Annotated in this window: 8 protein-coding genes; 6 read left to right on the top strand and 2 right to left on the bottom strand. The window is 57.5% G+C overall.

Features of this window, described 5'->3' with window-relative positions; all coding sequences use genetic code 11:
- Positions 1–62: 62 nt before the first annotated feature.
- Both gyrA and rcsC read left to right on the top strand, forming a co-directional pair.
- Positions 63–2,696 (top strand): DNA topoisomerase (ATP-hydrolyzing) subunit A, encoded by a 2,634-nt coding sequence (gene gyrA / locus GQR96_RS17160; protein ID WP_065903297.1) that lies wholly within the window; start codon positions 63–65, stop codon positions 2,694–2,696.
- A gap of 131 nt (positions 2,697–2,827) precedes the next feature.
- Positions 2,828–5,668, top strand: coding sequence for a two-component system sensor histidine kinase RcsC (gene rcsC, locus GQR96_RS17155; RefSeq protein ID WP_065903293.1), 2,841 nt, complete (start codon positions 2,828–2,830; stop codon positions 5,666–5,668).
- Positions 5,669–5,713: 45 nt separating this feature from the next.
- On the opposite strand, the gene rcsB is transcribed toward rcsC, so the two are convergent.
- Complete coding sequence (gene rcsB, locus GQR96_RS17150; RefSeq protein WP_004201684.1) at positions 5,714–6,364, bottom strand: response regulator transcription factor RcsB; 651 nt, start codon at positions 6,362–6,364, stop codon at positions 5,714–5,716.
- A gap of 15 nt (positions 6,365–6,379) precedes the next feature.
- Positions 6,380–9,037, bottom strand: a complete 2,658-nt coding sequence (rcsD, locus tag GQR96_RS17145; protein ID WP_004201683.1) for a phosphotransferase RcsD — start codon at positions 9,035–9,037, stop codon at positions 6,380–6,382.
- A gap of 772 nt (positions 9,038–9,809) precedes the next feature.
- On the opposite strand from rcsD, the gene ompK36 reads away from it, so the two are divergent.
- From ompK36 to alkB, 4 genes are all read left to right on the top strand, one after another.
- Complete coding sequence (gene ompK36 / locus GQR96_RS17140) at positions 9,810–10,901, top strand: porin OmpK36 (protein WP_017899299.1); 1,092 nt, start codon at positions 9,810–9,812, stop codon at positions 10,899–10,901.
- Between the two features lie 103 nt (positions 10,902–11,004).
- On the top strand, positions 11,005–12,057 hold the full coding sequence (apbE, locus tag GQR96_RS17135; RefSeq protein ID WP_053810124.1) for an FAD:protein FMN transferase ApbE: 1,053 nt from the start codon (positions 11,005–11,007) through the stop codon (positions 12,055–12,057).
- Positions 12,058–12,130: 73 nt separating this feature from the next.
- Entirely contained in the window at positions 12,131–13,195 is a 1,065-nt protein-coding gene (gene ada, locus GQR96_RS17130) for a bifunctional DNA-binding transcriptional regulator/O6-methylguanine-DNA methyltransferase Ada (protein ID WP_043520280.1), read from the top strand.
- Positions 13,195–13,848: a DNA oxidative demethylase AlkB gene (gene alkB, locus GQR96_RS17125; RefSeq protein ID WP_064178370.1), complete on the top strand. Its 654-nt coding sequence runs from the start codon at positions 13,195–13,197 to the stop codon at positions 13,846–13,848. The genes ada and alkB overlap by 1 nt, the downstream gene beginning before the upstream one ends.
- The last annotated feature ends 23 nt before the right edge of the window (positions 13,849–13,871 follow it).

Here is a 13,871-nt window from a genome sequence, read left to right as displayed (position 1 = left end):
GCGCGGCTGTGTTATAATTTGCGACCTTTGAATCCGGGATACAGTAGAGGGATAGCGGTTAGATGAGCGACCTTGCGAGAGAAATTACACCGGTCAACATTGAGGAAGAGCTTAAGAACTCTTATCTGGATTATGCGATGTCGGTCATTGTTGGCCGTGCGCTGCCGGATGTCCGAGATGGCCTGAAGCCGGTACACCGTCGCGTACTTTACGCCATGAACGTATTGGGCAATGACTGGAACAAAGCCTATAAAAAATCAGCCCGTGTCGTTGGTGACGTAATCGGTAAATACCACCCGCACGGCGACTCCGCGGTATACGACACCATCGTCCGTATGGCGCAGCCGTTCTCGCTGCGTTACATGCTGGTGGACGGCCAGGGTAACTTTGGTTCCATCGACGGCGACTCCGCCGCGGCGATGCGTTATACCGAAATTCGTCTGGCGAAAATCGCTCATGAGCTGATGGCCGATCTTGAAAAAGAGACGGTCGATTTCGTTGACAACTATGACGGTACGGAGCGTATTCCGGACGTCATGCCGACCAAAATTCCTAACCTGCTGGTAAACGGCGCCTCCGGGATCGCCGTCGGGATGGCCACCAACATACCGCCGCATAACCTGACGGAAGTGATCAACGGCTGTCTGGCCTATGTCGACGACGAAGACATCAGCATTGAAGGGCTGATGGCGCATATTCCTGGCCCTGATTTCCCGACCGCCGCCATTATCAACGGCCGTCGCGGCATTGAAGAGGCCTACCGCACCGGTCGCGGTAAAGTCTACATCCGCGCGCGCGCGGAAGTGGAAGTGGACGCCAAATCCGGCCGCGAAACCATCATCGTGCATGAAATTCCTTATCAGGTGAACAAAGCGCGCCTGATTGAGAAAATCGCCGAGCTGGTAAAAGAAAAACGCGTGGAAGGCATCAGCGCGCTGCGTGATGAGTCTGATAAAGACGGGATGCGCATCGTGATTGAAGTGAAGCGCGACGCGGTAGGGGAAGTGGTGCTCAACAACCTCTATTCCCAGACCCAGCTGCAGGTCTCCTTCGGTATCAACATGGTTGCGCTGCACCATGGCCAGCCGAAGATCATGAACCTGAAAGACATCATCGCCGCCTTCGTGCGCCACCGCCGCGAAGTGGTGACCCGTCGTACGATTTTCGAACTGCGCAAAGCGCGCGACCGGGCGCATATCCTCGAAGCGCTGGCCGTGGCGCTGGCCAACATCGACCCGATTATCGAACTGATCCGTCGCGCGCCGACCCCGGCTGAAGCGAAAGCGGCGCTGGTTGCCCAGGCGTGGGATCTCGGTAATGTGGCGGCGATGCTGGAACGTGCCGGTGATGACGCCGCGCGTCCGGAATGGCTGGAGCCAGAGTTCGGCGTGCGCGAGGGTAAATACTACCTGACCGAGCAGCAGGCTCAGGCGATTCTGGATCTGCGTCTGCAGAAACTGACCGGCCTTGAGCATGAAAAACTGCTCGACGAATATAAAGAGCTGCTGGAACAGATCGCGGAACTGCTGCACATCCTCGGCAGCGCCGACCGTCTGATGGAAGTGATTCGCGAAGAGCTGGAGCTGATCCGCGACCAGTTCGGCGACGAACGTCGTACCGAAATCACCGCCAACAGCGCTGATATCAACATCGAAGATCTGATCAACCAGGAAGACGTGGTGGTCACCCTGTCGCATCAGGGCTATGTGAAGTATCAGCCGTTGACCGACTACGAAGCACAGCGTCGTGGCGGTAAAGGCAAATCGGCAGCGCGCATTAAAGAAGAAGACTTTATTGACCGCCTGCTGGTGGCCAACACCCATGACACTATCCTCTGCTTCTCAAGCCGCGGTCGTCTGTACTGGATGAAGGTCTATCAGCTGCCGGAAGCCAGCCGCGGCGCGCGCGGTCGTCCGATCGTCAACCTGCTGCCGCTGGAAGCCGATGAGCGTATCACCGCTATCCTGCCGGTCCGCGAGTACGAAGAGGGCGTTAACGTCTTTATGGCCACCGCCAGCGGTACCGTGAAGAAAACCGCGCTGACCGAGTTCAGCCGTCCGCGTTCCGCTGGCATCATCGCGGTGAACCTGAACGAAGGCGATGAGCTGATCGGCGTCGATCTGACCTCTGGTCAGGACGAAGTGATGCTGTTCTCTGCGGCCGGCAAGGTCGTGCGCTTCAAAGAAGATGCCGTTCGCGCCATGGGCCGTACCGCCACCGGCGTACGCGGCATTAAGCTGGCGGAAAACGACAGCGTCGTCTCGCTGATTATTCCGCGCGGCGAAGGCGCGATCCTGACGGTGACGCAAAACGGTTACGGTAAACGTACCGCCGCGGCTGAGTATCCGACCAAGTCGCGTGCCACTCAGGGCGTTATCTCGATCAAAGTCACCGAGCGTAACGGTTCCGTGGTCGGCGCCGTACAGGTGGATGATTGCGATCAGATCATGATGATCACCGACGCCGGGACGCTGGTGCGTACCCGCGTTTCCGAAGTGAGCATCGTGGGCCGTAACACCCAGGGCGTGATCCTCATCCGCACCGCGGAAGATGAAAACGTGGTGGGTCTGCAGCGCGTCGCTGAGCCGGTAGACGATGAAGAGCTGGACGCCATCGACGGTAGCGCGGCGGAAGGCGATGATGATATCGCCCCGGAAACAGATACCGATGACGACATCGCCGAAGACGAAGAGTAATCGTCCCAGGTAAATGTTCTGAAAGGGCCGGGTATTCTCCCGGCCCTTTTTGCATTAACATTGCGGCAAAGCCGGTTTACCGCTACTTTAACCCCATTCTGTTGAGTCCCTGACGGCCGAGCATCGCCACATTGAAATATCTTGCCTCTTTCCACACAACCCTGAAGGTTTCACGTTATCTGTTCAGAGCGCTGGCGGTATTGCTGTGGCTGCTGATTGCGTTTGTCTCTGTGTTTTATATCGTCAACGCGCTACACGAGCGGGAAGCCGAGATCCATCAGGAGCTCAATCTCAATGCCGATCAGGCCCAGCGCTACATTCAGCGTACGGCGGACGTGATTAAAGAGCTCAAGTATGTCGCCGGTAACCGGCTGTCGGCAGGGGATGCGGTAGCGCAAGGGCAAAGCGGCGATATTGCGATCCCCAGCTTTGAACCCCTGTATCCTGACTCCGACTGCAGCGCGATGAGTAGCGCCTGGCGTAATTCGCTCCAATCGCTGGCGTGGTTTATGCGCTACTGGCGGGATAATTTTACCGCCGCCTACGACCTTAACCGCATCTTTCTCATCGGCAGCGATAATCTCTGTATGGCCAACTTTGGCCTGCGGGACGTGCCGATTGAGCGCGATCAGGCGCTGAAAGTCCTGCATCAACGCATTGAGCAATACCGCAATGCGCCGCAAAACGAGCGCGGCAACAACCTGTTCTGGATAAGCCAGGGCGTGCGCCCCGGGGTGGGCTACTTTTACGCCCTGACGCCGATCTATATGGCCAATCGCCTGCAGGCGATGCTCGGCGTGGAGCAGACCATCCGCATGGAAAGCTTCTTTACGCCGGGCAGCCTGCCGATGAGCGTGACGATCTTCGACGATAACGGCCAGCCGCTGATCTCGCTGGCCGGCGCGGAAGGCAAAGTCCAGAGCGAAGCGAAGTGGATGCAGGAGCGAATGTGGTTTGGCTACAGCACGGGTTTCCGCGAGCTGGTGCTGAAGAAAAGCCTCGCGCCGTCCTCCCTGAGCATCGTCTATTCCGTCTCGGTAGACCAGGTGCTGGAGCGGATCCGCATGCTGATCATCAACGCCATCGTTCTCAATATCCTCAGCGGCGCGATGCTGTTTGCGCTGGCGCGGATGTATGAGCGGCGCATTTTTATCCCGGCGGAAAATGACGCTCAACGGCTGGAAGAGCATGAGCAGTTCAACCGCAAAATCGTGGCCTCCGCCCCGGTGGGGATCTGTATTCTGCGCACCCTCGACGGGACCAACATTCTCAGTAACGAGCTGGCGCACAACTATCTGAACATGCTGACCCACGAGGACCGCCAGCGGCTGACGCAGATTATCTGCGGCCAGCAGGTCAACTTTGTCGATGTGCTGACCAGCAACCATACCAACCTGCAGATTAGCTTTGTCCACTCGCGCTATCGCAATGAAAACGTGGCGATTTGCGTGCTGGTGGACGTTTCCGCCCGCGTGAAGATGGAGGAGTCGCTGCAGGAGATGGCCCAGGCGGCGGAGCAGGCCAGCCAGTCGAAATCGATGTTCCTTGCCACCGTCAGCCATGAGCTGCGTACCCCGCTGTATGGCATCATCGGTAACCTCGATCTGCTGCAGACTAAAGCCTTGCCGAAAGGCGTCGATCGCCTGGTGACGGCGATGAACAACTCCTCGAGCCTGCTGCTGAAAATCATCAGCGATATTCTCGATTTCTCCAAAATCGAGTCCGAGCAGTTGAAGATCGAGCCGCGGGAATTTTCCCCGCGCGAGGTCATGAACCATATCTCCGCCAACTATCTGCCGCTGGTGGTGCGCAAGCAGCTGGGTCTGTACTGCTTTATCGAACCGGACGTTCCGGAACAGATGTCCGGCGACCCGATGCGTCTGCAGCAGGTGATCTCAAACCTGCTGAGCAATGCGATCAAGTTCACCGACACCGGCTGCATTATCCTCCACGTTCAGTGCGCGGGAGATTATCTGCAGATTAGCGTCCGCGACACCGGGGAGGGGATCCCGGCGAAAGAGGTATTGCGCCTCTTCGACCCTTTCTTCCAGGTGGGGACCGGCGTGCAGCGCAACTTCCAGGGCACCGGCCTTGGCCTGGCGATCTGCGAAAAACTGATCAGCATGATGGATGGCGATATCGCCGTGGAAACGGAGCCGGGAATGGGCAGCCGCTTTACCATCCGCATTCCGCTGTATGGCGTGCAGAACACGCCGCAGGTGACGGCGGACGGTTTCGCTGGCAAGACCTGCTGGCTGGCCATCCACAACACCTCGTTGGCGATGTTCGTCACCTCGCTGCTCAGCTATCACGGCCTGACGGTACGCCGCCATGTCGGAGAAACCCCGGACGCCGAGGATGTCTTACTCACTGACGATGAAGCGCTGAGCGGCTGGCAGGGAAGGGCGATGGTCATCTTCTGCCGTCGTCATATCGGTATTCCGCAGGAGCGGGCCGCCGGCGAGTGGCTGCATAGCGTGACGACGCCGCATGAACTGCTGCCGCTGTTGGGACGTATTTTCCACGTCGCGCTGGCCAGTGCGGAGAATAGCCGGGCGCTGATGGCGCCGGAGGCGCAGGTCGGCAATAACGACGACATGATGATTCTCGTGGTCGACGATCATCCGATCAACCGCCGCCTGCTGGCGGATCAGCTGGGATCGCTCGGCTACCAGTGCGTGACCGCCAACGACGGGGTCGACGCGCTCAACGTCCTCAGCAAGCAGCACATCGATATCGTGCTCAGCGACGTCAACATGCCAAATATGGATGGTTATCGCCTGACGCAGCGTATTCGTCAGCTTGGCCTGACGCTGCCAGTGATTGGCGTAACGGCCAATGCCCTGGCGGAAGAGAAGCAGCGCTGTCTGGAATCGGGGATGGACAGCTGTCTGTCCAAGCCGGTGACGCTTGACGTGCTGAAGCAAACGCTGACGGTATATGCGGCGCGGGTACGTAAAGGGCGGGAATAATCGGGAGCTCCGTCTCGCCAGGGCGAGACGGAGAGCGCGTCGGGATTACTCTTTGTCCGTCGAGCTCAGCGAGACGGAGGAGAGGTAGTTCAGCAGGGCGATGTCGTTTTCGACGCCCAGCTTCATCATCGCCGACTTTTTCTGGCTACTGATGGTTTTGATGCTGCGGTTAAGCTTTTTGGCGATCTCGGTCACCAGGAAGCCTTCGGCGAACAGACGCAGCACTTCGCTCTCTTTCGGCGACAGGCGTTTATCGCCATAGCCGCTGGCGCTGATTTTTTCCAGCAGACGAGAGACGCTTTCCGGGGTGAATTTCTTTCCTTTCTGCAGCGCGGCCAGCGCTTTAGGCAGATCGGTCGGCGCCCCCTGCTTGAGGACGATCCCTTCGATATCCAGATCCAGCACCGCGCTGAGGATCGCCGGGTTATTGTTCATGGTCAGAACAATGATCGACAAATCCGGGAAGTGGCGCTTGATGTATTTGATCAGCGTGATCCCGTCGCCGTATTTATCACCGGGCATGGACAGATCGGTGATCAGCACATGGGCGTCCAGCTTCGGAAGATTGTTGATAAGGGCCGTGGAGTCTTCAAACTCGCCAACGACGTTCACCCACTCAATTTGCTCAAGTGACTTACGAATACCGAACAGTACGATCGGATGGTCATCGGCAATAATTACGTTCATAGTGTTCATGTATAAGGCTACCTTCTACAGCAAGCTCTTGACGTAAGCGTCAATGTCGCTGATATATTTTTCTATGCCTTGCGCATCCTTTTCGCGAATAAGATGCTCAAGCGTTTCACATAACTGCTTGCCGGGTATCAGATTAAGCATAGCAAATGCCCCTTTGAGGCGGTGGGCGGTTTGCGCCAGAGCAGCAAAATCACCCGCTTCGTTTTCAGTATACAATCTCTGAACATCATCCGGTACCGTATCGGCAAACAGTGCGTAATAGCCGCTGGCATGGAGTTCGGCGTTACTCTCGTTTCCTGAGGTGGCGGGCTGAACCGCCTCCTCCGCCAGCTGCTGCTCAATAAGCTGCAGGATAGCCTCCTGCATCGCCGTGCTAATATTAAAGTTGACCCGCAGTTGGCCCGGGCCGATTTTGCGTATCCCAACCTCATCATCGCTTAAAAGCAAGCCCGAAGCAGTAAGATTAGACGGATTATCCGTTAAATACAGATCGAACGCTTGACTTGTCGCTCGATCGTCCGGCGTGATGCAGGACGCCCCCCAGCTCTCCAGCTGGCGGGTGACAATCCGCCGTACTTCGCTGGAGGTCACATCCAGCAGGACGATAACGTCATCCAGCAGATGTTCTCCCGCCTCTGGCGCCTCTTCGCTGGCCGGCATTTTCAGATGCAGGCTATAGCGAGTCCCCAGCGACTCCCGCGCTTTGATGGTCAACTGCCCGCCCAGCTTGCGCGTCATGCGGTCACATAACCAGAAGGTAAGGGCGTTCGCTTTGCCGTACAGATCGCTCTGAGTCTCATTGAGATACGGGAAGTGCATATTGTCGATCTCGTTTGCCGAGACCCCGTTGCCAGTATCCAGTATGCGGAAGGTCAGGCGATCGCTGGCCGACTCTTCCTGGCAGACGTCGAGGGTGATCTTGCCGATAGGCGTGGTGGTGATGGAATACTGGATCAGCAGTACCAGCGTGCGCCGCAGGGCTTCACGGTCGCCATAGCGTTGCTCGCCGGCAGGCAGCGCGTTATTGATAAGCAACTGCAGACCCTTGCGCTTCATCGCCGGCAGCACCTCCGGTACGACGTCGTCGATCAGCTCCTGCACCGAGAACAGCGACTGGCTGGTTTTCCAGGCATCGCTTTCCAGCAGGTTGGCGAGCTGAATATCATCGATCAGTTTGACCAGCTCATCGGCATGCTGCGCCAGCGTCCGGCTCTCCGCGCCGTCGAGCGCCGCTGCCTCAGCCGCCAGGTTAAGGGCTGGCTGCTTCAGGGCGCTGCCGATATGCCGCATAAAGGTCGTCCGGCCCTGCTGGTTTTTCTCATACAAGCGCTGGGCCTGTTTGAGCTTTTTATTGACCAGCACTTCGCGGTCCTGGTCTCGGATAATCAGGATCTGCGTGCGAGGCGCGACCTGGCTGCGATACTGGCGGATCTCATACTGTTCGTTGTTGACGGTGGCCTGGATCACCCCCTGATGCTGGTCCGCCATGTTAGTGATGTTCTGCAGATTCAGGTGCGGAAGCAGATGGTCGGCAATCGGGTTGCTGATCACCGTTCGGTTGGCTTCCTGATCGTGGACCAGCAGCCCCAGCGGCAGCAAAGAAACAATTTCTTCATTAAGGGCGCGCAGTAAACGCAGTTCGCTATTGGCGGCGGAGGGGAGCCCGGCGCCCGAGGTGCTGCTGCGACCTTTATAATTCCGGAAGGTCGTGAAACCGAACAGCGCCAGCGCCAGCAGGCCAATGTTAAGCAGCAGCGGCAGAAGAATGTTTTGCAGGGATTCCAGCAGCATGGTGCTCATCGGTACCGTCCACACTAACTGCATACCGGTGGTGCTGATGTCGGTGGCGATGTCAATCTGCATGCCGTTGAAGGTGATCCCGATATGATCGCTAGCCTCTTTCTCGGGGCTGGCGGCCACATTTTGCGTGGGATCAGGCTCGATACGAAAGCTATCCAGCGCCATGCCCGGCGGGATCAGATCGTTAATCGGCAGGTCGAAGGCGACCACCGTTGCCAGGTGTCCTGGCTGATTGAAGGTAGTACGTAACGTGAAGTAGTGCGCGTTCTGCCAGGCAAGATGGCGCAGCGGCGAGAAGGTCTCGCGCTCATCAAGGGTATTGGCCTGCAGCAGCATTTCCGCGCGCCGGGATTCCACCACGCTGCTGATCGTTGACTCTTTAAAGCTTGAGGAGAGGTCCTTCAACGGCAGGGTGGAGATAAGGATCAGGCTATTGTCCAGCCCATTGAGATAGTACATCGACCACGGAATGGTCTCCGCGCCCCACAAAATATCGAGATAATCGGACATTTTCTGCGTCATCTCGAGGGTCGAACTGTCGTGGGAGCCAAAGATCAGGGCTTCGGTTTTACGCCGGGGCTTCTCCAGATAGTACACGTCCTGCTTTAAACGCGTCTCCTGCAGACCGCCGCTGGCGGTGTTGGCGGAGGTGGCGGCGATATTGTCGTAGATCTGCCAGGTGGCATAGCGCCAGGTATCAATGCGTTGGTGCAGGGCATGGGAGACATCAACTACCTGATAGCTCTTCTCTTTCAGCCAGGCATTGACGGCGCTTTGAATCATCACCCCCATCGTCGCCAGCAGGACAATAACCATCAAAATGAAGAAGCGGCTGATGTTGCCGGGGATCAGAGAGAATTTTTTCGGGGTCATCTTGTGGCTGAACGACTCATCATTGTTTGTAAACAGGATGTAGCGCCAGAGTAACTGGCAACAAAGCAGATGCTGCAGGCAGTATAAAGGCTAATGGCGTAAATCCATACTACAGATTGGTGCCAGCGGCGCGATACCGCCCAGGAATTATCTTAGAAACGAAGCGTAAATGAAACCGCGTCCGCAAGACTGACCAGTGACGATATTGACAGAAACAAAAGCCAGGAATCGCACGAAATAACAAGACATTGGCAGAATAAGCGCAAAAGACGGCCTAATTGATTGATTAATAGTCGTTAGGGAATCATTGGCTGTAGCACAGATAAATTAAAGTTGTGTAAAGAAGGGTAAAAAAAACCGGATGCGAGGCATCCGGTTGAAATAGGGGTAAACAGACATTCAGAACTGAATGACGGTAATAAATAAAGTTAATGATGATAGCGACTATTATTTTAGTCACCGATGATCATTTTGTTTTACCATTCAGTGCTATAGGCTTAGTTTTGTATATCGTGTTGATTTTAAATGGCTAAATAATTTTTTTGATTATTAGTGCGTATTTCCCTGGCCATTTTGGGGTAAAAAAAAGTTCCGCCATATTTACAAATTGAAACATCTTGTGGGAACTTTGAAACATCTTAGAAGTTTTAGTATCATATTCTTGTTGGATTATTCTGCATTTTGCAGCACAATGAAATAGCCGACTGATTAGAAGGGTAATCAGTAAGCAGTGGCATAATAAAAGGCATATAACAAACAGAGGGTTAATAACATGAAAGTTAAAGTACTGTCCCTCCTGGTACCGGCTCTGCTGGTAGCAGGCGCAGCAAATGCGGCTGAAATTTATAACAAAGACGGCAACAAATTAGACCTGTACGGTAAAATTGACGGTCTGCACTACTTCTCTGACGACAAGAGCGTCGACGGCGACCAGACCTACATGCGTGTAGGCGTGAAAGGCGAAACTCAGATCAACGACCAGCTGACCGGTTACGGCCAGTGGGAATACAACGTTCAGGCGAACAACACTGAAAGCTCCAGCGATCAGGCATGGACTCGTCTGGCATTCGCCGGTCTGAAATTTGGCGACGCGGGCTCTTTCGACTACGGTCGTAACTACGGCGTAGTATACGACGTAACGTCCTGGACCGACGTTCTGCCGGAATTCGGCGGCGACACCTACGGTTCTGACAACTTCCTGCAGTCCCGTGCTAACGGCGTTGCAACCTATCGTAACTCTGACTTCTTCGGTCTGGTTGACGGCCTGAACTTTGCTCTGCAGTACCAGGGTAAAAACGGCAGCGTCAGCGGCGAAGGCGCGACCAACAACGGTCGTGGCGCTCAGAAACAGAACGGCGACGGCTTCGGTACCTCTGTAACTTATGACATCTTTGATGGCATCAGCGCTGGTTTCGCGTACTCTCACTCTAAACGTACCGACGATCAGAACAACCTGGTTCTGGGTAACGGCGACAACGCTGAAACCTACACCGGCGGTCTGAAATACGACGCGAACAACATCTACCTGGCCACTCAGTACACCCAGACCTACAACGCGACCCGCGCTGGTTCTCTGGGCTTTGCTAACAAAGCGCAGAACTTTGAAGTGGTTGCTCAGTACCAGTTCGACTTCGGTCTGCGTCCGTCCGTGGCTTACCTGCAGTCTAAAGGTAAGGATCTGGAAGGCTACGGCGACCAGGACATCCTGAAATATGTTGACGTGGGCGCGACCTACTACTTCAACAAAAACATGTCCACCTATGTTGACTACAAAATCAACCTGCTGGACGACAACAGCTTCACCCGCAACGCCGGTATCTCTACCGACGACGTGGTTGCACTGGGCCTGGTTTACCAGTTCTAAGTCGCAAGCTGCAAAACAAAAAGGCGCCTCCGGCGCCTTTTTTTATGTCTGGTTTAACCTCGCTGGTATACTCTTGTCGCCCTGGTAAGAGGAGCCTCGATTAATGGATATGACTTTCTTTCGCGCCGCGCTGTTGGGCGCCTGCGTACTCTTCTCTGGCTGCGATTCAGCCACCACTCCCGCGACACCCGCATCAACGGCCACCGTGCTGGATGGTAAAACAATGGGCACCTTCTGGCGGGTCAGCGTTATCGGCGTGGATGAGGCAAAGGCCCAGGCGCTGCGCGCCAAGGTTCAGGCCCAGCTGGACGCCGACGATCGCCTGCTGTCGACCTGGAAAAACGACTCGGCGCTGATGCGTTTCAACCACGCGGCGGATACCCGGCCCTGGCCGGTGAGCGAAGCGATGGCGGACATCGTGACCCTGTCGCTGCGGATTGGCGCCAAAACGCATGGCGCGATGGATATCACCGTCGGGCCGCTGGTCAATCTGTGGGGCTTTGGCCCGGATAAACAGCCGGTTGCCACTCCGGATGCGCAGGCGATCGCCGCGGCGAAAGCGCGCACCGGCCTGCAGCATCTGCAGGTTATCAATCAGAGCGGCAGGCAGTTCCTGCAAAAAGATATTCCCGATCTGTTTGTCGACCTCTCCACCGTGGGTGAAGGCTATGCCGCCGACCACCTCGCGCGCTTGATGGAGCAGGAAGGGATCTCCCGCTATCTGGTGTCGGTAGGCGGGGCGCTGGTCAGCCGCGGGATGAACGGCGAAGGCAAGCCCTGGCGGGTGGCAATCCAGAAACCGACCGACCGGGAAAACGCCGTTCAGGCGATTGTCGACATCAATGGTCACGGCATCAGCACCTCTGGCAGCTATCGCAACTACTATGAACTCGATGGCAAACGTATCTCGCACGTCATCGATCCGCAGACCGGGCAGCCGATAACCCATAAGCTGGTCTCCGTGACCGTCATTGCGCCAACGGCGCTGGAGGCGGACGGCTGGGATACCGGGCTGATGGTGCTGGGGCCGGAAAAAGCGCAGCAGGTGGTGCGCGAGCAGGGCCTGGCGGTCTACATGATCGTCAAAGAGGGGGAGGGCTTTAAAACCTGGATGTCGCCGCAGTTCCGTACCTTTCTCGTCGGCGAAAAAAATTAAAAAGCAAGATTGCGGGTTTTTTGCTGCGGGCTTTACCGCAGACTGAGGATACACTTACAGCAGGAGACCCGTGATGAAACCGATAGTTGCCGATACCGATGACCGCCGCTGGCAGGCGGTCTGCGAGCGTGATACCCGGGCCGATGGTCAGTTCGTCTTTGCGGTACTGACCACCGGCGTCTGCTGCCGTCCCTCCTGCCGCTCACGGCGCGCGCGGCGGGAAAACGTGCGCTTTTTTGCTGACGTCGCTGCTGCCGTGGCGGCGGGATTCCGCCCCTGCAAACGCTGCCAGCCGGATAAAGACTCTCCGCAGCAGCAAAGGATCGACAAGGTGGCGCAGGCCTGTCGGCTGCTGGAGCAGGAGGCGCCCCTGACCCTCGAGGCGCTGGCGCGCGAGCTGGCGGTCAGCCCGTTTCATTTCCACCGTTTATTCAAATCCGTCACCGGCATGACCCCGAAAGCCTGGCAGCAGGCGTGGCGCGCGCGACGCCTGCGGGAGGCGCTGGAGCAGGGGAAACCGGTGACCCGCGCCGCGCTGGCGGCCGGCTTTCCCGACAGCAGCAGCTATTATCGCCAGGCCGATGCCGCATTAGGGATGACCGCCAGCCAGTTTCGCCGCGGCGGCGCCGCCACCGTGGTGACCTGGACGACGGGCGACTGCGCGCTGGGCCGCTGCCTGGTGGCGCAAAGTGAACGCGGTGTCTGCGCTGTGCTGCCGGGTGATAACGATGCTGCTTTGCTCGACGATCTGCGTCAGCGCTTTCCCCGCGCCGAGCTGCGTCAGGGCGACCCTGAGTTTCGTCGTCAGATGGCGGAGATTTTCGCCCACCTCGACGACAGCCGGCGGCCGGTGTCGCTGCCGCTGGATCTGCGGGGCACCGCGTTCCAGCTGCAGGTCTGGCAGGCGCTGCGGCAGATCCCGGCGGGGGAGACCCGAAGCTACCGCCAGGTGGCCGAGCATATTGGCCAGCCGCGGGCGGTAAGAGCCGTGGCCGGCGCCTGCGCGGCGAATTCACTGGCGGTGATCGTTCCCTGCCATCGGGTGGTGCGTGAAGATGGCGCGCTATCCGGTTATCGCTGGGGAACGGCGCGAAAAGCGCAGCTGCTGGCGCGCGAGGCGCAACGAGAGGAGGAGTAATGCTCGATCTGTTTAGCGATACCCCACCGTGGCAGGAGCCGCTGGCCCCCGGCGCGGTGGTGCTTCGCCGCTTTGCCCGCGAGCGTGCCCCAGGGCTGCTGCAGGCGATTGCCGACGTCGCCCGCCAGTCGCCGTTTCGCCAGATGGTCACGCCGGGCGGGTACACCATGTCGGTCGCGATGACCAACTGCGGCCGGCTGGGCTGGACCACCGATCGCCACGGCTACCTCTACGCCCCGGTCGATCCGGTCACCCGTCATACCTGGCCGCCGATGCCGGCCGTATTCCATGAACTGGCGCTGGCGGCAGCCGCGGCCGGCGGCTATCCGGGCTTTTCCCCCGACGCCTGTCTGATTAACCGCTACCAGCCCGGCGCAAAGCTGTCGTTGCATCAGGATAAAGATGAACAGGATCTGCGGGCGCCGATCGTCTCGGTCTCCCTGGGCCTGCCGGCCATCTTTCAGTTTGGCGGGTTGCAGCGCAGCGACCCGCTGCGGCGGCTGTTGCTGGAGCATGGCGATGTGGTGGTCTGGGGCGGGGAGTCGCGCCTGTTTTATCATGGCGTTCAGCCGCTGAAAGCGGGCCATCATCCCGAGACCGGCGACTGTCGATATAACCTCACCTTTCGGCAGGCGGGCCGTCCCGGCGATTAAAATAAGAATTATTCTTGATGTCA

Origin of the sequence: Klebsiella sp. PCX (assembly GCF_021869705.1) — a bacterium.
GTDB lineage: Bacteria > Pseudomonadota > Gammaproteobacteria > Enterobacterales > Enterobacteriaceae > Klebsiella > Klebsiella quasipneumoniae.
This window is presented reverse-complemented; position numbering and strand designations above follow the sequence as displayed.